Annotated in this window: 19 protein-coding genes; 4 read left to right on the top strand and 15 right to left on the bottom strand. The window is 60.2% G+C overall.

Annotated features, from left to right (window positions below):
• Positions 1-3: 3 nt before the first annotated feature.
• The 12 genes from lpxA to ILFOPFJJ_RS22180 all read right to left on the bottom strand — a co-directional run bounded on the left by lpxA (position 4) and on the right by ILFOPFJJ_RS22180 (position 12,362).
• Positions 4-816, bottom strand: a complete 813-nt coding sequence (gene lpxA / locus ILFOPFJJ_RS22235; RefSeq protein WP_376741442.1) for an acyl-ACP--UDP-N-acetylglucosamine O-acyltransferase — start codon at positions 814-816, stop codon at positions 4-6.
• Between the two features lie 2 nt (positions 817-818).
• Positions 819-1,283, bottom strand: a complete 465-nt coding sequence (fabZ, locus tag ILFOPFJJ_RS22230) for a 3-hydroxyacyl-ACP dehydratase FabZ (RefSeq protein WP_173512735.1) — start codon at positions 1,281-1,283, stop codon at positions 819-821.
• Entirely contained in the window at positions 1,276-2,340 is a 1,065-nt protein-coding gene (gene lpxD / locus ILFOPFJJ_RS22225; RefSeq protein WP_173512734.1) for a UDP-3-O-(3-hydroxymyristoyl)glucosamine N-acyltransferase, read from the bottom strand. Before lpxD ends, fabZ begins: the two co-directional genes overlap by 8 nt.
• Before the next feature lie 45 nt (positions 2,341-2,385).
• Positions 2,386-4,719, bottom strand: coding sequence for an outer membrane protein assembly factor BamA (bamA, locus tag ILFOPFJJ_RS22220; protein WP_173512733.1), 2,334 nt, complete (start codon positions 4,717-4,719; stop codon positions 2,386-2,388).
• A 300-nt stretch (positions 4,720-5,019) separates the two neighbouring features.
• A complete protein-coding gene (gene rseP / locus ILFOPFJJ_RS22215) occupies positions 5,020-6,144 on the bottom strand; it encodes an RIP metalloprotease RseP (protein ID WP_173512732.1) in 1,125 nt (374 codons plus the stop codon).
• Between the two features lie 130 nt (positions 6,145-6,274).
• Positions 6,275-7,108 (bottom strand): phosphatidate cytidylyltransferase, encoded by an 834-nt coding sequence (locus ILFOPFJJ_RS22210; RefSeq protein ID WP_173512731.1) that lies wholly within the window; start codon positions 7,106-7,108, stop codon positions 6,275-6,277.
• A complete protein-coding gene (locus ILFOPFJJ_RS22205) occupies positions 7,108-7,851 on the bottom strand; it encodes an isoprenyl transferase (RefSeq protein WP_173512730.1) in 744 nt (247 codons plus the stop codon). The genes ILFOPFJJ_RS22210 and ILFOPFJJ_RS22205 overlap by 1 nt, the downstream gene beginning before the upstream one ends.
• Positions 7,852-7,888: 37 nt before the next feature.
• Positions 7,889-8,449, bottom strand: coding sequence for a ribosome recycling factor (gene frr, locus ILFOPFJJ_RS22200; RefSeq protein WP_173512729.1), 561 nt, complete (start codon positions 8,447-8,449; stop codon positions 7,889-7,891).
• A gap of 45 nt (positions 8,450-8,494) precedes the next feature.
• Entirely contained in the window at positions 8,495-9,217 is a 723-nt protein-coding gene (gene pyrH / locus ILFOPFJJ_RS22195) for a UMP kinase (protein ID WP_173512728.1), read from the bottom strand.
• 190 nt (positions 9,218-9,407) lie between these two features.
• Positions 9,408-10,331: a translation elongation factor Ts gene (gene tsf / locus ILFOPFJJ_RS22190; protein ID WP_173512727.1), complete on the bottom strand. Its 924-nt coding sequence runs from the start codon at positions 10,329-10,331 to the stop codon at positions 9,408-9,410.
• A gap of 253 nt (positions 10,332-10,584) precedes the next feature.
• Positions 10,585-11,352: a 30S ribosomal protein S2 gene (gene rpsB, locus ILFOPFJJ_RS22185; protein WP_173512726.1), complete on the bottom strand. Its 768-nt coding sequence runs from the start codon at positions 11,350-11,352 to the stop codon at positions 10,585-10,587.
• 182 nt (positions 11,353-11,534) lie between these two features.
• Positions 11,535-12,362, bottom strand: coding sequence for a cell envelope integrity EipB family protein (locus tag ILFOPFJJ_RS22180; RefSeq protein ID WP_173512725.1), 828 nt, complete (start codon positions 12,360-12,362; stop codon positions 11,535-11,537).
• A gap of 144 nt (positions 12,363-12,506) precedes the next feature.
• On the opposite strand from ILFOPFJJ_RS22180, the gene ILFOPFJJ_RS22175 reads away from it, so the two are divergent.
• The 4 genes from ILFOPFJJ_RS22175 (at position 12,507) to ILFOPFJJ_RS22160 (ending at position 15,432) form a co-directional block, all read left to right on the top strand.
• The gene (locus tag ILFOPFJJ_RS22175) at positions 12,507-12,974 is read left to right on the top strand and encodes a RidA family protein (protein ID WP_173512724.1); all 468 of its coding nucleotides are present in this window, start codon (positions 12,507-12,509) and stop codon (positions 12,972-12,974) included.
• A 13-nt stretch (positions 12,975-12,987) separates the two neighbouring features.
• On the top strand, positions 12,988-13,713 hold the full coding sequence (locus tag ILFOPFJJ_RS22170) for a glycerophosphodiester phosphodiesterase (protein ID WP_173512723.1): 726 nt from the start codon (positions 12,988-12,990) through the stop codon (positions 13,711-13,713).
• A 4-nt stretch (positions 13,714-13,717) separates the two neighbouring features.
• On the top strand, positions 13,718-14,896 hold the full coding sequence (locus ILFOPFJJ_RS22165) for a GNAT family N-acetyltransferase (RefSeq protein ID WP_173512722.1): 1,179 nt from the start codon (positions 13,718-13,720) through the stop codon (positions 14,894-14,896).
• A 116-nt stretch (positions 14,897-15,012) separates the two neighbouring features.
• Complete coding sequence (locus ILFOPFJJ_RS22160) at positions 15,013-15,432, top strand: HIT family protein (protein ID WP_173512721.1); 420 nt, start codon at positions 15,013-15,015, stop codon at positions 15,430-15,432.
• A 58-nt stretch (positions 15,433-15,490) separates the two neighbouring features.
• On the opposite strand, the gene ILFOPFJJ_RS22155 is transcribed toward ILFOPFJJ_RS22160, so the two are convergent.
• From ILFOPFJJ_RS22155 to clpA, 3 genes are all read right to left on the bottom strand, one after another.
• On the bottom strand, positions 15,491-15,832 hold the full coding sequence (locus ILFOPFJJ_RS22155) for an AzlD domain-containing protein (protein WP_173513320.1): 342 nt from the start codon (positions 15,830-15,832) through the stop codon (positions 15,491-15,493).
• Positions 15,832-16,569 carry an AzlC family ABC transporter permease gene (locus ILFOPFJJ_RS22150; RefSeq protein ID WP_173512720.1) on the bottom strand — a complete coding sequence of 246 codons (738 nt, stop codon included), beginning with the start codon at positions 16,567-16,569 and terminating at the stop codon, positions 15,832-15,834. Before ILFOPFJJ_RS22150 ends, ILFOPFJJ_RS22155 begins: the two co-directional genes overlap by 1 nt.
• 279 nt (positions 16,570-16,848) lie before the next feature.
• On the bottom strand, positions 16,849-19,359 hold the full coding sequence (gene clpA / locus ILFOPFJJ_RS22145) for an ATP-dependent Clp protease ATP-binding subunit ClpA (RefSeq protein ID WP_173512719.1): 2,511 nt from the start codon (positions 19,357-19,359) through the stop codon (positions 16,849-16,851).
• Between the last annotated feature and the right edge of the window lie 9 nt (positions 19,360-19,368).

Genomic DNA, 19,368 nt, shown 5'->3' with positions numbered 1-19,368 from the left:
CGGTCAACCTCTGGCGCCGCGGTTCGGCGACGACAGCGCGCGATCGCTCTCTGCGGCAATGAAATCGAGGATCTCGAGCGCCGGGGCGCAATCGAGATACTCCTGCCGGATCGCCGCAGCATTGGCGCGGATCGATTCCGGTCCGTCGAAAATCTGCTTGTACGCCCGCCGCACCGCATGGATCGTCGCGCGCTCTATGCCCGCGCGCGTCATGCCGACGACATTGAGGCCGCTCAGAACGCCGGGGTTGCCGTTGAGCATGCCGTAGGGAATGACGTCGTAGCTGACCGCCGAAAGGCCGCCGATAAAGGCCTGCCTGCCGATGCGTGTGAACTGGTGAACGGCGGACCCGCCGCCAAGAATGGCGCGGTCGCCAACGGTCACATGCCCCGCCAGCATCACGTTGTTAGACAGGATGATATTGTTCCCAAGGCGGCAATCGTGTGCGACGTGAGAATTGGCAAGAAAAAGGTTGTTGTTGCCGACGACCGTGGTGCCGCCGTGCTCGACGGTGCCGGTGTTCATCGTCACACCTTCACGGATGGTGCAGTTCTCGCCGATCACCAGCGTCGTGTTGAGGGCGCTATGATGCACGCTTTGCGAGTCGCCGCCTATGACGGCCGACGGAAAGATCTTCGAAGCCTTGCCGACCGTCGTGCGCCCAATGACCACGACATGGCTTATGAGCTCGACGTCGTCGCCCAGAACGACATTCGGCCCGATATGGCAAAACGGGCCGATCTTGGCGTTCTCTCCGATCACGGCCCCATCCTCGATGACAGATGACGGGTGGATCTTCGCAGTCGATGCAATCATGTTCAGGCGTCTTCCTTGCTGACGATCATCGCGCCGATATCAGCTTCCGCGACAAGTTGCCCGTCAACTTTTGCATCACAGTGAAATTTCCAGATATTGCCGCGTTGCTTCTGTTTGGCGACATGGAACTCGACCTGATCCCCCGGCACGACAGGCTTGCGGAAGCGGGCATTGTCGATGGTCATGAAGTAGACGAGGTTCTCGCCGATCCCGGTCTTGCGGGCGCAGATGGCGCCGGCCGTCTGCGCCATGCCTTCGATCAGCAACACGCCCGGCATGATCGGCTTTTCCGGGAAATGCCCGGTGAAATGCGGTTCGTTCGCCGACACATTCTTGATTCCGATCGCGGAGTTGTCGGAATCGATCTCGATGATGCGATCGACGAGCAGGAACGGGTAGCGGTGGGGAAGAAGCTTCAGGATTTCCTGAATATCCGCCGTGCCGAGTACGGTTGCAGCCTCATTCATCCTTGCCACCCTTCTTCTTCTGTCTTTCGCTGGCGCGCATCGCCATCTCGGCGATATCCCGCAGAAAATCCCGCATCGGGCGTGCGGGAATTCCGCCGTAACGCTCCCCGGGCGGCACGTCGCTCGCAACGCCACTCATGGCGGCGATCTGTACGCCGTCGCCGATCGTGATATGGCCGTTGACGCCCGTTCCGCCGCCAATCATCACGCCGTCGCCAATTTTCGTGCTGCCGGCGATGCCGACCTGGCTGACAATGCCGCAATAGCGGCCGATGCGGACGTTGTGTCCGATCTGCACGAGGTTGTCGATCTTCGTGCCCTCGCCGATCACGGTATCATCCATGGTGCCGCGATCGATCGTCGTGTTCGCACCGATCTCGACATGGTCCTGGATGATCACGCGACCGACCTGAACGATCTTGATCATTCCGCCCTTAGGGCCTGGCGCGTAGCCAAAACCGTCCTGACCAATCCGCGCGCCCGGATGAATGATGACGTTGTTGCCGACCAGCGCACAAAGAATGCTGGCACCCGCTGAAATCGTGCAATCACGGCCAATCCGGACATTCGGTCCGATGACGGCGCCCGCGGCAACGCGCGTTCCGCTCCCAATCTCGGCACCGGCACCGATCACTGCCGTCGGCTCGACCTCTACACCGGGCTCAAGCCGGGCTGTCGGATCGACAAACGCACCGGCAGCAACGCCCCGCTCGCTTGTAATGTACGATGGGCGCATTGCCGTTTCGTGAAGCAGCGCACCTGCAAGCGCGAAGGCTGTATGCGGCTTCGGGGTCAAGAGAACGGGGATACTGTCCGGTACGATCGAAGAAATCGCCTTGTCGCAAATGATTGCCGAAGCGTGGCAATCTTGCAGCTCATCGCGGTTCTTGCGCGAGAGCATATAGCAAACGTCACCCGGTTTGGCGCGATAAACCGGTGCTACCCCGTGGATCAAGCGATCCGCGGCAGCGGCATCCGACAACTCCGCCCCAATCCGATTCGCCAGGTCGCCCAAGCGAATCCCTTGATGGGGCGGAAAAAAGCAGTTCTGTTCCATGGACACTCCAGAACGATTTTGTACGGCAGTTCTGGACTGCTTTTATCAGAATGACGAGTTAATGCCGAACTTGAAGTTCTGCACCTCGTCGAAGTCCTCCTTCGCAACCGGAACGGCGTAGTCGACACGCAGCGGACCGAATGGCGAAGCCCAGATAAGGCTGACGCCGACAGACGCACGCAACGATGCGTCCGTGCCACGAGCGAACTCACCCGCTCCGGTCAGCTCCACGTCATTACCGTAAAGCGTGCCGGCATCGACGAAGAGTGCACCGCGGAAGCCGCTATCACGCGGAATGCCCGGCAACGGGAACGACGCTTCTGCAGAGGCCGTGAAGTAGGTCGTGCCGCCCAGCGCGTCGCCGTTGTTGACGCGCGGACCGATACCGTTGCGCTCAAAGCCACGGATATCGTTGCTACCCAGCTGGAACTGGTCGAAGACTTCCATTGATCCAGAGGTCTTGAACAGGTGACCGGCACTTCCGCCGATCGACGCGATGATGTCCGCCTCGTCGTTCAGCGTGTAGTACCACTTGGCCTTACCGGTAAGCTTGTAGAAATCAGAGGTACCGCCAAGTCCGGCGAACTCCTGCGTAACCGTGGCAAGAATGCCCTCGTGCGGCAATTGGGCGTCATCAAGCGTGTTGTAGGTCACCGACTGCGAGATCGACGAACGCGTCCACGGGCTCTCTTCCACGACGCGGTCATAAGGCGAGGACAGTTCGTCCAAGTCGCCACCGTAATCGATCCTGGTGAAGTTGTAGCGCAGCGTTGTCGACAGGCTCTCGGTGATCGGCGCAGTCACGCGCAGGCTGAAGCCCTGATCGTCATAGGTGTAGTGATCGTCGTCGTAGTCGTTTTCGTTCTTGAAGAGATCGAAGCCCGCAGCCAGGCGGTAGCCGAGGAAATAAGGCTCGGTAAACGACACATTGTAGGTCTGGTTGTCTTCACCACGACCGGCTGCGACACGAATGTACTGGCCGCGGCCAAGGAAGTTCTTCTCTTCGATCGAGGCCTCGACAAGGAAGCCGCCGCCGCTGCCGGCCGAATAGCCGGCACCGATGCCGAACGAACCGGTCGACTGATCCTGCACATCGACGATGATCACGACCCGATCGGCGGCACTGCCCGGCTGCGTCGAAATGTTTACCGTCGAGAAATAGCCAAGCGCCTCGAGCCGGCGCTTTGCGCGCGCGATCATTTCCTGGTTGAAGGCATCACCTTCACCGACATCGAACTCACGGCGAATAACGTAATCACGCGTACGCGTGTTACCGCGGATCTCGATGCGCTCGACATAGGCGCGCTCGCCCTGGTCCACGAGATAATCGACAGCGATCGTGTGGTTGGCAAGATCACGGTTGCCACGCGGGGTCACACGAGCGAACGGGTAGCCTTCCGAAGCTACACGCTTCGAAATCTCGCTCATGGTGTCCTGAACGTCCTTGGCCTTGTAAACGGAGCCTTCCCGGCTCTGGACCAGCCCCCTCAACTCCTCGGCGTCGACGCCTTCGACGGTCGATTCGATGTTGACCGGACCGAAATCGTAGCGAGGGCCTTCCTCGACGGTGATCGTCACCGCGTATTCATTGGTCGCCTCATTCAGCGTCGCGTCGGACGAGACGACCTGGAAATCGGCATAGCCGCGATTGTAATAGAATTGACGCAGCAATTCTTCGTCGGCACGCAACTTGTCCGGATTGTAGACGTCCTTGCGGGTCAGGAACGAGAAGATGCCCGATTCCTTGGTCGCAATCACCGACTGCAACCGGCCATCACTATAAGCCTCGTTGCCGACGAAATTGATCTGAGAAATCTTCGTGCGCTCGCCCTCATTGATGACGAAGGCGAGGTTCACACGCCCCTCGGCAATCGGCACGACCTGCGTCGTCACGGTGACGTCGCTACGGCCGATCGCGGCGTAGGCGTTCTTGATGGACTGGATATCGCTCTCGACGGTTGCCTCGCTGTAAGGACCGAGCGGCTGGGTCTGCACTGCAGCCTGCAGCTTGTCGTCCGTGATCTTGCGGTTACCGTTGAAAACAACCTGGTTGACGAGCTGGTTCTCGCTGACAGAGACGACGAGCGTGCCGCCAGCGACATTGATGCTGACGTCGGAGAAATAACCGGTGGCATAAAGACGCTTCACCGAAGCATCGATATCGGCGTTGCTGAAGCTCCTGCCCGGGACGATCGTTATGTTCGCACGTACGGTGTCCGCGCTTACACGCGTTGCGCCCCGCACCTCAACTCGATTGATGACCGCGGCTTGTGCAACCGACGTGCCTGCGAACACCCCAACACCGGCACCCGTGGTAACCATGCTTGCTGACAGCGCAAAGGCCGACACCGCGTTCAAAAATCTTGAACCAGCTTTCATGTTTAAATCTTACCTTTTCCCAACGTCCCGCGGCAATTTCGTACCGACTCCGGTCACGGTTGCCGTTTTACCCGCTTTTGCCATACAAGCAAGTCAGCTGGTTAAATTCTGTTTACTTCAATTCGAACCGTGGCTTAACAGCCACTACGGATTCGACTTATCGTAAACAAATCCTTGCGGCGCAAGCCACGGCGCGTCACTCGTTCACAATATCCGAAAGGTTGCTGCGTCCCTCCCAGGACGCGGATCGCAAGAAGAGCAAAGACCTGCAGCCAGCGCCTCGATCTTCGAAATCCTGTTTCAGCCGAAAAGCCAGTTGATATCATTCCACGCCGCGAAGACCGTGAGCATCAGCACCATCGCAAATCCAATGCGGAAAGCGATATCCTGTGCTGCGGGGCCGACGGGTTTTCCGCGCAACGCTTCCACCGCATAGAACATGAGATGGCCGCCATCAAGCACGGGGACGGGCATGAGGTTAAGCAATCCTATAGAAACTGATAGAACGGCTGCGAAGTTCAAGACTTCGGCGACGCCAAGCTTGGCCATCTGCCCGGAAATCTGCGCAATACGGATCGGTCCGCCCAGTTGATCGGCTTTCATCCGGCCAACGAACAGATTCGACAGATAGTCGAACGTGCCGGTCACGATTCGCCAGCTTTGCAGGGCTCCCTGACCGACCGCTTCAAGCGGCCCGTAGGTCTCGATTCGGAAGTTCCCGACCTCCTGATTTGTCCCGATACCGATCTTGCCCTCTTCCACCTTGTTGCCCAGCGGGTCGACGGATTCGATACGCTGCGGCACCATCTGCAGGTCGATCGCGGAACCGTCGCGCTCGACGCGGACCGTGATAGGCAGTTCCGGGCGAACGCTGACGTAGCGCCGTACGTCGTCAAAGGTGGCTATCGGCGTTCCGTCGATCGACACCAGCCGGTCACCCAACTTGACGCCCGCCTTTTCGGCCGCGCTGCCGGGCGCCACCAGGGCCACAACCGGATCGGCAACGGCACGGCCGTAGATGGAGAAGAGAACAGCGAAAATCGCAATCGCCAGCACGAAATTGGCAATCGGCCCGGCCGCGACGGTTGCAGCCCTCTTCCAAAGCTTCGCACCCAGGAATGAACGGGCGCGGTCTTCCGGCGCGATTGTCTCCAACCGGCGATAGTCGGGCGTGCTTGCTGCATCGTCGTCGCCGAAGAATTTCACGTAGCCGCCGAGTGGAACCACGCAGAACTTCCATCTGGTGCCGTGGCGGTCGGTCCAACCGAAGAGCTCCGGTCCGAAACCGACGGAGAAGGCGAGAATGCGGATGCCGGACCAGCGGCCCACCAGGTAGTGCCCAAGCTCATGAACGAAGACCAAGAGGGTCAGCAGAAACAGGAAGGTGGGTATGGCGTATTGCAGATTCTCAAGCAGAAGGCTCATGGTATTTCCTAACGCATCCGCTGTTGCGACACCGCACTGACTTGAGGTGCGCGGCTGTCGCTGTCACATTTTGCATGCTTGCATAATCTACCCCTAATTCGATTTCGACTTAAGGAATTATGCGGCAGCCTCAAAGGCCCAACAGAACCGGACCGAAGGCGACTGCGCGCCCGCCGGCAAACAGAAGCTGGGCCAGCACCAGAATCAAGGCGGCGACGCAGGCGAATATCAATCCGTCGACCCGATCCATGACCCCGCCGTGTCCAGGGATAAGCTTGCTCGAATCCTTTACGCCGAAACGACGCTTGATGAAGGACTCGAACAGATCCCCGATCTGGCTGGAAACGGACAGCACAAGCGCAATGATCGGGATGCGCAGATCCTGCAGGGAGAAATGAGCCATGAACACGGCAACACCCGCAAGAACGCCACAGATCGTCCCGCCCAGCGCTCCCGACCAGGTTTTTCCAGGCGAAATGGCCGGCGCCAGCTTCGGACCGCCGATCGCCCTTCCGGTAAAATAGGCGAAGATGTCCGTCCCCCAAACGACGGCGAACACGAAAAGCATCGCGATCAGACCGAGATAATCTGCCCCGCGGATTGCGGCGAGCGATACCGCAGTCAAACCCGCGTAAACGATGCCACCCGGCAACCACCAGCTCGTCTTGCGGATCAGCACCCAAAGCCCGCCGGAAAGCGAAAAGGCCGCCAGCACCGGCAGGCTGAAGTGAATATAGTCAAACAGGACGAGGATTGCGATCACGGCCTGCGAAAGCCACCCGAGAGCGTTGCCCTGAAAGTCGCTCTCGGCAAGTTTGGTAATGGTCGACCATTCGTAATAGACCAGCAAACCGATCGCGACGGACAGGAGCTGGAAGGCAAGCCCGCCTGCCCAGGTCGCGCCAAGGGCAACCGCCGCAAGCACTACCCCGGAGGCGATGCGAAGCTTGAGTTCACTTTGCATCAGGAGCCAACCGCCAGCGTCGGTTGCGGCAGGCCGCCGAAGCGGCGTTCGCGGCTGGCATATTTTTCAATGGCGGCAAGGAACGTCTCGCGCGTGAAGTCCGGCCAAAGTTCGGGAATGAACAGCAATTCCGAATAGGCTCCTTGCCAAAGCAGAAAGTTGGAGAGGCGCTCCTCGCCGCTCGTCCGCAGGATCAGGTCCGGATCGGGAATGCCGGCGGTATCGATCGTTGCCGTGATTCTTTCCGCCGTGATCTCGTCCGGGCGGAGGCGACCGGCGGCCACCTCTGCGGCCAGGCGACGCATCGCCCTCGCCAACTCGTCCCTCGCGCCATAGTTGAATGCGATCACCAACGTGATACCGGTGTTCGCGTGCGTCGTCTCCTCCGCTTCGATCAGCAGCGGCAGAATGTCACCGCTGAGATTTGCGCGATCGCCTATGACCCGAATGCGAACGTTCTCGCGATGCAGATCGGCAAGATCCCGTCTTATGAAAGCCTTGAGCAAGCCCATGAGGTCCGTGACCTCGGCCTCGGGCCTGCTCCAGTTTTCCGACGAGAAGGCGAAAAGCGTCAAATAGCGAATGCCGAGTTCGGCGGCCGTCTTTACCGCAGCCCGCACGGCCTCGACACCTTTTCGGTGCCCCATCGTGCGCGGAAGTCCACGCGCGTTCGCCCATCGACCGTTGCCGTCCATGATGATGGCAACGTGATTCGGTACGTTTGCGGGGGTGAACTCTTGCATTGGCGGTCCGAAAAAAGAGACTCAGATCATCGACGCGTCAGACCTGCATGATTTCCTTTTCCTTATCGGCGAGCAAGCGGTCGATCTCGGAAATCGTTTCGTCGGTCATCTTTTGGACACGCTCGGACTGAGCACGGTGGATATCCTGCCCGATCTCGCCATCCTTTTCGGCTTTTTTCAGGTCGTCCATGCCGTCACGGCGAACGTGGCGGACTGCCACCTTGCTTTTCTCGGCGTAGTCGTGCGCGACCTTGACGAGCGACTTGCGGCGTTCCTCATTCAGCTCCGGGAGCGGAATGCGCAGGTTCTGGCCGTCGACGATCGGGTTGAGGCCAAGGTTCGATTCCCGGATCGCGCGTTCAACGGCGCCGACCATGGACTTATCCCATACCGAAACGGACAGCATCCGCGACTCCGGAACCGTGATGTTGGCCACCTGGTTCAACGGCATGCGTGAGCCATAGGCCTCCACGGTCACCGGATCGAGAACATTGGCCGATGCGCGGCCGGTGCGAAGCGATGCGATGTCGTGCTTGAACGCGGAGACCGCTCCGTCCATGCGGCGTTTCAGTTCCTTCAGATCCACACCTTCACTCATGGTTCAAGACTCCTGTCTTCAACAGCCCCAGGGGCTTTCAAACTGTCAATTGTCCGTGACGATGGTGGCATGGCCGCCACCGGTCAAGATCTCCGCAAAACCGCCCCTCTCGTGAATCGAGAAAACGACGATCGGAATGGCATTTTCGCGTGCAAGCGCCACTGCGGCAACGTCCATCACGGCCAATCCTTTCTCCAGAACCTCACTGTGGGTCAGGCGATCGAAACGGGTAGCCGTCGGGTCCTTCTTCGGATCGGCAGAGTAAATACCGTCGACCTGCGTTCCCTTGAAGATCGCTTCTGCACCCATCTCGGCTGCGCGGAGCGCCGCGGCGGAATCCGTCGTGAAGAACGGATTGCCCGTGCCTCCGGCGAAGATGACCACGCGACCAAGCGATAGATGATATAGGGTAGCGCGTTGCGAAAAACTCTCACAGATTTCCGGCATCGCAATGGCCGAAAGCACCACGGTGTCGATGTCCAGCTTGCGCAGCGACGTCGCCAGCGCGAGCGCATTGATCACCGTCGCCAGCATCCCCATGTGGTCGCCGGTTACCCGATCACCGCCCTTCGAGGCAACTGCGACGCCACGGAAGATATTGCCGCCGCCGACAACAACGCCGACTTCGACGCCCATGGCGCGCGCCTCGGCGATATCCGAGGCGATCCGGTCGGCGACCGCCACATCGATGCCGAAGCCCTGGCTTCCCATCAAGGCTTCACCGGAGGCTTTGAGAAGAACACGCTTGTAGATTGGCTTGGCCGACATCATCGCTCCTGAACAGATCGGCACGCCTGTGCGGAAGGCAGTGCACAGCGGCATAGGGTATATCGTATTGCGCGGTATCGACCGCTCCGGCACAAACCGGCGGGTCCGACGCATTGACGAATGCCGGATACACGAAGGGCATCGCGTTGTCACGCGATGCCCCCACGTTTTCCCAATAAGGGTGAAGAAATCAGCCCTTGGCAGCCGCTGCGACTTCCGCAGCGAAATCGGACTCTTCCTTCTGAACGCCTTCGCCGAGCAGCAGACGCGCGATACCGGCAACCTCGATCGGCGCACCGACGGTCTTTTCCGCTTCCTTGATCGCTGCCTCGACGGTCTGGTCGGGGTTCATGACGAAAGCCTGCGAAAGAAGTGCGACTTCCTCGAAGAACTTGCGCATGCGGCCTTCGACCATCTTCTCGATAATGTTATCCGGCTTGCCCGAAGCGCGCGACTGCTCGATGAAGACGTTGCGCTCGCGCTCGGCAACCGCCGGGTCGATTTCGCTCGGGCGAACTGCCAGCGGGTTGGTCGCAGCAACGTGCATCGCGACCTGACGGCCGATCGCGTTCAAGGCTTCCTTGTCGCCGGTCGACTTGAGGGCGACGAGTACGCCGAGCTTGCCGAGGCCATCAGCAACCGAATTGTGGATGTAGGTCGCGACGACGCCGTTATCGACCGACAGCAGCGCAGCGCGGCGAAGCGTCATGTTTTCGCCGATCGTCGCAATCGCATCGGTGATCGTATCGGCGACGGACTTGCCGGTAGCCGGATACTTGGCGGCGCCGATCGCGTCGACCGATCCATCGGTTCCGACAGCAACAGCCGCCACGCCGCGGACGAGGTCCTGGAAGGCGTCGTTGCGGGCAACGAAATCCGTCTCCGAGTTGATCTCGACGGCCACGGCCTTGTTGCCGGCGCTGGCAATGCCGATGAGGCCTTCGGCAGCCGTGCGGCCGGACTTCTTGTCGGCCTTGGCGATGCCCTTGGCGCGCAGCCAATCGATCGCGGCTTCCATATCGCCATTGGTTTCAGCAAGCGCCTTCTTGCAATCCATCATGCCTGCGCCGGTCTTTTCGCGCAGTTCCTTCACCATTGCGGCAGTAACACTCATCTTCTTGCCTCTTTGTCTGTTTGGCTGGCGCGCTCACCATCAGCGGCGCAGTGCCAGGAGGTTTTGGCAGGGAATGGCTTTTCAATGTGACATCGTGATGAACGCTTCATCGCGATGATACGTGGGCAAGATATTGTAGGCCCGATCGCGCCATTTCCGGCTGAAAAGAACGAGGCCGTTCAGATTTCCATCACAAACGGCCTCGTCCGACGTTTCATTTGGTACGGCAGCCTTAATCTGCCGCCCGGCCCGATCAGGCCTCGGACGATTCGTCGAGAGCAGGCTCGACCGGAACCTCGACCGATGCACCGAGATCGCGGCCAGCGGCACCCTGCTGACGGGCAATGCCGTCGATGGCGGCGCGAGCGATGAGATCGCAGTAGAGAGCGACTGCGCGCGATGCATCGTCGTTGCCCGGGATCGGATAATCGATCTGGTCCGGATCGCAGTTGGAGTCGATGACGGCAACGACCGGGATGCCAAGACGCTTGGCTTCTTCGATCGCGATCGATTCCTTGTTGGTGTCGATGATGAACATCAGGTCCGGCGTGCCGCCCATGTCGCGGATACCGCCGAGTGCGCGGTTCAGCTTCTCGCGCTCACGCTCGAGGTTCAGGCGCTCCTTTTTCGTGAAGCCGGAAGCTTCCGAAGCGAGAATTTCGTCGAGCTTGCGCAGGCGCTGGATCGAGTTGGAAATCGTCTTCCAGTTGGTCATCATGCCGCCGAGCCAGCGAGCATTGACGTAGTACTGGGCAGAGCGCTTCGCGGCGTCGGCGATGATTTCCGAAGCCTGGCGCTTCGTGCCGACGAAGAGCACGCGGCCGCCGTTGGCGACGGTGTCGCTGACGACCTGCAGGGCGCGCGACAGCATCGGGACGGTCTGGGCGAGGTCAATGATGTGGACGTTGTTACGATCGCCGAAGATGTACGGCTTCATCTTCGGGTTCCAGCGATGCGTCTGGTGGCCGAAGTGAACGCCTGCTTCGAGAAGCTGGCGCATAGTAAAGTCAGGCAATGCCATGCCTTTTTCTCCTTTTCCGGTTGAACCTCCGCAAGGCGTCGAGCGCATCGCTGATGCGCCCACCGGCGGAACAATCCGGATTTCTCCCGGAACATCCCATGCCTCACGTGTGGAATGGCCAGCCCCTTAGCGGTAACTGCCCGATAAATCAAGACTGGAAGTCAGTTTTGTGCGGTTCCTGCTTATTTGCAGTCTCCCGCATTGAAGACTTCGAGTTTGGCGAGTTTTCCACTCAGCACGAAATCTCCATAATCCATCGTCAGGTCGCGAGTAACCCCGTTCTCGTAGAGCTTGAACGACATGCGGTAGATAGGCAGTGCATCTCCGCTCTTCTCGTCATTGAAATAGGAGATCGTCACCGGCCAATAATTCTCGCCCGCCAGTTTTCCGGCCTTGCCGACATCAGCGTCGTCCGATGCCGGCTTGCGGGCCTTGCCGACGAAGGTCGAGGTGATCAGCGTCTTGTCGCCCGTATCGGAGCCGTCAAAGATGCGCGCTTCGAAAAACGCGTCACCCTTCTTCGCCCGTTCGATCACTTCCAGCATGTGCTCGGTCGGGAAGCGGCTTTCGGCGAGCGCCACCTCGCGCTTGTCCGGCGCCGTCAGTTCGACCTTGACGCCGGTCTTGTCCTCATGCGCACTGCCGCGGACTTCCTTGTCGAGTTTCTCGTCGGTGAATGAACGCGTCAGAAAGCGGAAGTTGCCGTTCCGCATGTCTTCATAGGTGGTCGTCTGCTGGTCCGTAAGGCGAACTTCCTCGCCGGTGTCGACCTGGGTCATGAACCTGAAACTGACCGTGTAACCCTCGCAGGCCGAGCCGTTGAACTCGTAGACCATGCGGCCATACATGCTCGAAATGCCCGCCCGATCGGACGCATCCTTCAGCTCCAGATCGTAAACGGCGCGGTGAGGCGCAAGCGCGCTCGCATTCGCAGCAGCGGCGTCCAAGCTCACCATCGCCGCGAAACAGACGCTTCCAAAACTGGCGCGACCGAAGCCTGTACGAAACATCCGTTTCCTCCTGTTGCACTCGCCGGCAATGCTATAAACAAACTGTCGGCAGAAGCGAGGCAGATCCGCGACGAAAGATTGACGCCCGTCGCGATCCAGCTTGCATGCCGGATTTTATCACAAAAGACAACAACGGAGCCTTCCATGTCCGCAGAGATCGAAACGCGCCTCGCCGAACTTGGCATTACCCTGCCCTTGGCAGCAGCGCCCGCAGCGAACTATGTTCCCTACGTGATCAGCGGCTCGATGCTCTATATTTCCGGGCAGTTGCCCATGGAAGGCGGCAAGGTCGCGGTGACCGGGCATGTCGGCAAGGATGTCGATATTGCGACTGCCCAGCGTGCCGCGGAACTCTGCGCCATCAACATCCTCGCCCAGGCAAAGGCAGCGCTTTCCGACGATCTCGGGCGCATCCGCCGCCTCGTCAAGATCAACGGCTTCGTCGCGTCCGTCCCGGATTTCGTCGAACAGCACCTCGTCATCAACGGCGCGTCCAACCTGCTCGCCAACGTGCTTGGCGAGGCCGGCAAGCATGCGCGCGCCGCGGTGGGCATGGCCGCCCTACCCTTCAACGCGGCCGTCGAAATCGACGCCGTCATCGAAATCGCCTGATCCGAGGAATCGCATGAAGGATATTTCCTGGCTCAAGGCCCAACCGATCGCCCATCGGGGCTATCACGACATGAATCGGGAGGTTTGGGAAAACACGCTTTCGGCGTTTTCCCGCGCCGCCGAAGCGGGTTTCGCGATCGAATGCGACCTGCAATATACCGCCGACAGTATTCCGGTTGTCTTTCATGACGACACCACGGAGCGCCTTTGCGGCATAAGGGGGGATGTTCGGGCACGGACCGCAGGAGAGCTCGGGCTGATGTCGGTCGGCGGCACCAAGGACAAGGTGCCGACGCTGTCGCAGATGCTCCGCCTCGTTAACGGCCGCGTGCCGCTCGTCATCGAACTAAAGGGCCGGAGAGGCGACGACGAAGGCTTTGCCGCCGCGGTGCTCGATACGCTCGAAGGCTATAAGGGCCAGGTGGCGCTGATGAGCTTTGATCATTGGCTGCTGAAGGACCTCAAGGCGCTCGACGCGCCCTATCCGCTTGGCCTGACGGCCGAGGGCGCCGAACCGGAGCGCTTCTTCGTGCATGAGGAAGCGATGCAGCTTGGCCTCGACTTCATCTCCTATTTCTACGGCCACCTGCCGAACGCCTTCATCAGCAAGGAACGCGCGCTTGGACACACCATCATCACCTGGACGGTGCGCGACCCGCAGGCGCAGGAACACACCTTCGCCCATGCCGATCAGATGACATTCGAGGGTTTCGATCCACGGGAGACCATGATTTCCTAAGCTCATGACAGACGCCATCAACATCCGCATCGAGCACTCGTTTACATCGATCTCGCCGGCGAACTGGAATCGGCTCGCCGGCGCCTCGAAGCTGAGTACCAGCGTTCCCTACAATCCCTTTGTCTCGCACGCCTACCTGTCCGCACTGGAGGAGTCAGGCTCAGCGACCGCGGAAACGGGATGGCTAGGGCAACATCTGCTGATGGAGGATGCGGACGGTTTCCTGCGCGGCGGCCTTGCCTGCTACATGAAAAGCCACAGCCAGGGCGAATACGTCTTCGACCATGGATGGGCCGACGCCTTCGAGCGCGCGGGTGGCCGCTATTATCCGAAGCTGCAGTGCTCCGTTCCCTTCACGCCGGTCACAGGACCACGCCTGCTCACCACCGAAGGGCGCGATCCGCAGCCGGTTCGCGATGCGCTTGCCGCGGGACTGAAGGAACTCACGCGCCGCCACGGCGTCTCCTCGGCTCACGTAACCTTCGTATCGGCGGACGAAATGCCGACCTTCGAACGGGCGGGCTTTCTTCATCGGACCGACCAGCAGTTTCATTTCACCAATGAAGGCTACGGATCCTATGGCGACTTTCTCGAAACGCTGGCATCCCGGAAGCGCAAGGCACTGAAAAAAGAACGCCGGACGGCAGTCGAAAGCGGCATAACGATCGATTGGCTGACCGGGAGCGATCTGACCGAGGCGATCTGGGACCAGTTCTTCTCCTTCTATATGGATACCGGCGGCCGCAAGTGGGGTCGCCCATACCTCACCCGTGCCTTCTATTCGCTGATCGGTGAAAGGATGCCCGACGACATCTTGCTCGTCATGGCCAAGCGCGGCGGCCGATATATCGCTGGTGCAATCAACTTCATCGGCAGTGACGCGCTCTACGGCCGGCATTGGGGTTGCGTCGAGGACCACCCGTTCCTGCACTTCGAGGTCTGCTACCATCAGGCGATCGATTTCGCGATCGCCAAGGGATTGAAGCGCGTCGAGGCGGGAGCACAAGGAGAGCACAAGCTCGCCCGCGGCTACATGCCCGTCACCACGCATTCGGCGCACTTCATCACCCACTCGGGGCTCGCGCGGGCGGTTGCCGACTATCTCGAACGCGAACGCCGCGATGTGGAAGAAACCGGCGAATTTCTTGCGGAGCACGGACCTTTCCGCAAAGGTGAGCGCTAGAGCGGATGAGGAAAAGTGTGTGCGGTTTTCCGCCCGCATCCCGCTTTAACTTATCGTGATCTGGGACGACTGACAGGACGCCGACCACGCCGGCGCGACATTACGAGGATAGGAAAATGAGCACGTATGACACGAACAATATCTTCGCCAAGATCCTGCGGGGCGAAATTCCATCTCACAAGGTCTACGAGGATGATGCGACGGTCGCCTTCATGGACGTGATGCCGCAGGCGGAAGGCCACGTCCTGGTGCTGCCCAAGACCCCTTCCCGCAACATTCTCGATGCCGACGCGGCAACGCTGCCGTCGCTGATCGGCACGGTTCAAAAGATCGCGATCGCGGCCAAGGAAGCTTTTGACGCGGACGGCGTAACGATCATGCAGTTCAACGAAGCGCCCGCCGGACAGTCCGTCTACCACCTGCACTTCCATGTCATACCCCGTCGCGAAGGCATTCCGCTGAAGCCGCATTCCGGCAAGATGGAAGATGGCGCAGTGCTTGCGGCGAACGCGGAAAAGATCCGCGGGGCGCTCTAAGCGGCCTCACCACGGATAATATCTCCCGACGCCGCGAAGCAGTTCCCTCTGGACTAGTCTAGAAACCCTGCCACCAGAGTCCGGCGGCGAGTGTCGCGATTGCCGTTGCGATGCCGACCGCCGGTATTTGGCGGGCGAAGAAAAACGCGATCGCGCCAAGCGCCACGGCCCCTAGCCGCAACCATAGAGGTGATTGTTCGAGAACGCCGTTCGGATAGAGGATAAGCTTTGCGATGACGGCCGCGACCAGCGCTGTCGCTACCGCCCTTACCCAGTTCAATGCCTCGGAGTCCTCGCGAAGGCGCTTGCCGGCGAGCACGCCGAGCCATCTCCAGATATCGGTCGCGAGCCAGCCGGCAATCGCGATGAAGACATAAGCCCACCAACCTTCAAGCCACATCACGCACCCGCCTCCCGTCGCGGGCGCCAGAACCGCTCGGCGAGCCAAGCGAGCGTTCCACCGCCGACGCCCGCAAGCAGGATGTCGAACTCCGGCAGCAGCCAATAGAAAAGCGGTCCCGCAACAAGGCCGGCGGCAAGCGCCAGATAGACCACGCGATGGCGCGCGGAATTCCAGATCGAGGCGAGAAAATAGACAGGCGTCAGAAAGAAGAGGCAGCCGGCGACGATCGGCGGAAAGTCGGTGACGAGACGATAGACGACTGCCACGAGCATCATGTTTGCGGCGACGAGCGTAATGCCGAAGCCAGCGAAGAATGTCACGCGGTGCGGGCGCGGCACTTGTTGCACGCGCTCCATCGCAAACACCCAGGCGGTGATCGCGATAAAGTGCGACAATACGAGAAGCAGCCATGTTGGCGTCTTCGCCGTGCGCAATTCAGGGACAAGGGCTGCCACCATCGGCATGAGCCGCACGGACGAGAGCGTCACCGCGAGAAAGGTCGTCGCAAGGCTCGCGCCGCTCAGAACCGAGCTCACGAGGATAACCTTCGCGGGCAGCGCCCAGACAATGCCCGTCATGAACACGACCTGCTCCGGCGGGACGCCGGCCTGCACGGTCAGCGAACAAAAGCCGACGAAGGAAAGCATCAGGATCATGGCGGGCAGGCTGAATATTCCGCACGCGCCGGTCAGAAACCAGGCGAGAGATGATCGTTCGTCTTCAACGCGTTCCATGGACACCTGCAAGTTACGCTTACTCACCTGCACCGAGCTTCAAAGAAAGGCCGCTGTAGCACTTTGAGTTGCCGCATGTCTTATCCTAATGCATGTCGCCCGAAAGTGGGCAGCGGTATCGGGACAACGACATGCATGCAAACAAGGACTTAGAGCGCGTCGCGTGACTCCAATTGAATGCGACGCGCTTTAGGTCGGCTCCGATTTAAGGAAACATGCGGTAACACGACCGTGCCGGATGAAGCTCATCCGGCACGGTCGTGTTTAATAGCGATCGCGTTACTTCTTGCGCGGCACCTTGGGAACCGTCCGGCCCTTCAGCGGGGCCGCCTCTGACGTGCGGTCCTTGGAGGATGCTTTCGCTGCAGTCTTCTTCGCCTTTGGCTTCGGCCCGGAGTCGGCGGCGACGGTTTCCTTCTCGTCGCCTTTCTTGGGCTTGGCGCCCTTGCCTGCGGGACGCGACACTTCAGCCTTCGGCTTGATCGGCGCCGTTTCAGGGACGGCATCGAGCATCAGGCCCTTGGTACCGTCCTCCTTCGTGCCGATCGTCACCTTGACGACGCCACCCTTCTTGAGCTTGCCGAAGAGGATTTCGTCGGCAAGCGGCTTCTTGATGTTTTCCTGGATGACGCGTGCCAGAGGCCGAGCGCCCATCTTTTCGTCGTATCCCTTCTCGGCGAGCCAGGCGATGGCGTCGGGCGCGAGGTCGAAGGTCACGTTGCGTTCGGCAAGCTGCGTCTCAAGCTGCATGACGAACTTCTGCACGACCTGATGGATAACCGGCGTCGGCAGCGAGTTGAACGGAATGACCGCGTCCAGGCGATTGCGGAATTCCGGCGTGAACAGCTTGTTCAGCGCCTCGATATCCTCGCCCTCACGCTTCGATGAGCCGAAGCCGATCGCCGGCCGAGCCATGTCGGACGCCCCCGCATTGGTCGTCATGATCAGAATGACGTTGCGGAAGTCGATCCTCTTGCCGTTGTGGTCAGTCAGCGAACCATGGTCCATCACCTGCAGGAGGATGTTGAACAGGTCCGGATGCGCCTTCTCGATCTCATCGAGGAGCAAGACGCAATGCGGATGCTGATCGACGCCGTCCGTCAGGAGACCGCCCTGGTCGAAGCCAACATAGCCGGGAGGTGCGCCGAGCAGGCGGGACACCGTGTGCCGCTCCATGTATTCCGACATGTCGAAACGCAGAAGCTCGACACCCAGCGAGGACGCCAGTTGCTTTGCCACCTCCGTCTTGCCGACACCGGTCGGGCCGGAGAACACATAGCAGCCGATAGGCTTGTTCGGTTCCCGGAGGCCGGCGCGGGCCAATTTGATCGATGAGGCGAGCGCCTCTATCGCCAGGTCCTGGCCATAGACCACGGATCTCAGCTCCTTCTCGAGATTGGCGAGAACGGTTTCATCGTCCTTGGAAACGGTCTTCGGCGGAATGCGCGCCATCGTCGCGATCGTCGCCTCGATCTCCTTCTCGGTGATCAGCTTGCGACGCTTGCCAGCGGGAAGCAGCATCTGCGCGGCCCCAGACTCGTCGATGACATCGATCGCCTTGTCCGGCAGCTTCCGATCGTTGATGTAGCGGGCAGAAAGCTCGACGGCAGCCTTGATGGCGTCGTTTGTGTATTTGAGGTGGTGATAATCCTCGAAGTACGGCTTCAGCCCTCTCATGATCTCGATGGCGTCGGCAATCGTCGGTTCGTTGACGTCGATCTTCTGGAAACGGCGCACCAGGGCGCGATCCTTTTCGAAGAACTGGCGGTATTCCTTGTAGGTCGTCGAACCGATGCAGCGGATCGAACCCGACGAGAGCGCCGGCTTCAGAAGGTTGGACGCATCCATCGCGCCGCCCGACGTAGCACCGGCGCCAATCACCGTGTGGATCTCGTCGATGAAAAGCACGGCCCCCGGATAATCCTCGAGCTCCTTGACGACCTGCTTCAAACGCTCCTCGAAGTCGCCGCGGTAGCGCGTTCCGGCGAGCAGCGTTCCCATGTCGAGCGAGAAGATCGTGGCATCTTCGAGCGCCTCCGGCACCTTCTTTTCGACGATGCGCTTGGCAAGGCCCTCGGCAATCGCAGTCTTGCCGACGCCGGGGTCACCGACATAGAGCGGGTTGTTCTTGGACCTGCGGCAGAGCACCTGGATCGTACGATTGACTTCGGCATGGCGGCCGATCAGCGGATCGATCTTTCCGGACTTCGCCTTCTCGTTGAGGTTCACGCAGTAGGCGGTCAGCGCGTCCTGCTGCTTCTTCGGGCCGGCTTCCTCGCTTTCGCGGGGCGCTTTCTGCTCGGAATCCTGATCCTCGGCCCCGCGCACCGGCCGCGACTCTGAGCTTCCCGGCCGCTTGCCGATTCCATGCGAAATGAAGTTGACCGCATCGTAGCGGGTCATCTCCTGCTCCTGGAGGAAATAGGCGGCGTGGCTTTCGCGCTCGGCGAAGATCGCCACCAGCACGTTGGCGCCCGTCACCTCCTCCCGGCCGGAGGATTGCACGTGGATGACCGCACGCTGAATCACACGCTGGAAACCGGCGGTCGGCTTGGAATCTTCGTCATAGCCGGTAACGAGGTTCGACAGTTCGTTGTCGACGTAATCCGTCACGGTCTTGCGAAGTGTTTCGAGATTTACGTTGCACGCGCCCATCACAGCAGCCGCATCGGCATCGTCGATCAATGCCAGCAGCAGGTGCTCGAGCGTCGCATATTCATGGTGGCGCTCGTTGGCAAAAGTCAGTGCCTGATGCAGCGCCTTTTCGAGGCTGGGCGAAAATGTTGGCACGTTAGTTCC

It is taken from the genome of Sinorhizobium psoraleae (assembly GCF_013283645.1).
Taxonomy (GTDB): Bacteria; Pseudomonadota; Alphaproteobacteria; order Rhizobiales; family Rhizobiaceae; genus Sinorhizobium; species Sinorhizobium psoraleae.
The sequence above is the reverse complement of the archived record's forward strand: the minus strand, read 5'-3'. Positions and strand labels throughout refer to the sequence as shown.

Excerpts from the sequence above, each read along its gene's own strand:
- lpxA (WP_376741442.1), bottom strand. The coding sequence starts at position 816 with ATGATTGCATCGACTGCGAAGATCCACCCGTCATCTGTCATCGAGGAT.
- fabZ (WP_173512735.1), bottom strand. The coding sequence starts at position 1,283 with ATGAATGAGGCTGCAACCGTACTCGGCACGGCGGATATTCAGGAAATC.
- lpxD (WP_173512734.1), bottom strand. The coding sequence starts at position 2,340 with ATGGAACAGAACTGCTTTTTTCCGCCCCATCAAGGGATTCGCTTGGGC.
- bamA (WP_173512733.1), bottom strand. The coding sequence starts at position 4,719 with ATGAAAGCTGGTTCAAGATTTTTGAACGCGGTGTCGGCCTTTGCGCTG.
- rseP (WP_173512732.1), bottom strand. The coding sequence starts at position 6,144 with ATGAGCCTTCTGCTTGAGAATCTGCAATACGCCATACCCACCTTCCTG.
- ILFOPFJJ_RS22210 (WP_173512731.1), bottom strand. The coding sequence starts at position 7,108 with ATGCAAAGTGAACTCAAGCTTCGCATCGCCTCCGGGGTAGTGCTTGCG.
- ILFOPFJJ_RS22205 (WP_173512730.1), bottom strand. The coding sequence starts at position 7,851 with ATGCAAGAGTTCACCCCCGCAAACGTACCGAATCACGTTGCCATCATC.
- frr (WP_173512729.1), bottom strand. The coding sequence starts at position 8,449 with ATGAGTGAAGGTGTGGATCTGAAGGAACTGAAACGCCGCATGGACGGA.
- pyrH (WP_173512728.1), bottom strand. The coding sequence starts at position 9,217 with ATGTCGGCCAAGCCAATCTACAAGCGTGTTCTTCTCAAAGCCTCCGGT.
- tsf (WP_173512727.1), bottom strand. The coding sequence starts at position 10,331 with ATGAGTGTTACTGCCGCAATGGTGAAGGAACTGCGCGAAAAGACCGGC.
- rpsB (WP_173512726.1), bottom strand. The coding sequence starts at position 11,352 with ATGGCATTGCCTGACTTTACTATGCGCCAGCTTCTCGAAGCAGGCGTT.
- ILFOPFJJ_RS22180 (WP_173512725.1), bottom strand. The coding sequence starts at position 12,362 with ATGTTTCGTACAGGCTTCGGTCGCGCCAGTTTTGGAAGCGTCTGTTTC.
- ILFOPFJJ_RS22175 (WP_173512724.1), top strand. The coding sequence starts at position 12,507 with ATGTCCGCAGAGATCGAAACGCGCCTCGCCGAACTTGGCATTACCCTG.
- ILFOPFJJ_RS22170 (WP_173512723.1), top strand. The coding sequence starts at position 12,988 with ATGAAGGATATTTCCTGGCTCAAGGCCCAACCGATCGCCCATCGGGGC.
- ILFOPFJJ_RS22165 (WP_173512722.1), top strand. The coding sequence starts at position 13,718 with ATGACAGACGCCATCAACATCCGCATCGAGCACTCGTTTACATCGATC.
- ILFOPFJJ_RS22160 (WP_173512721.1), top strand. The coding sequence starts at position 15,013 with ATGAGCACGTATGACACGAACAATATCTTCGCCAAGATCCTGCGGGGC.
- ILFOPFJJ_RS22155 (WP_173513320.1), bottom strand. The coding sequence starts at position 15,832 with ATGTGGCTTGAAGGTTGGTGGGCTTATGTCTTCATCGCGATTGCCGGC.
- ILFOPFJJ_RS22150 (WP_173512720.1), bottom strand. The coding sequence starts at position 16,569 with ATGGAACGCGTTGAAGACGAACGATCATCTCTCGCCTGGTTTCTGACC.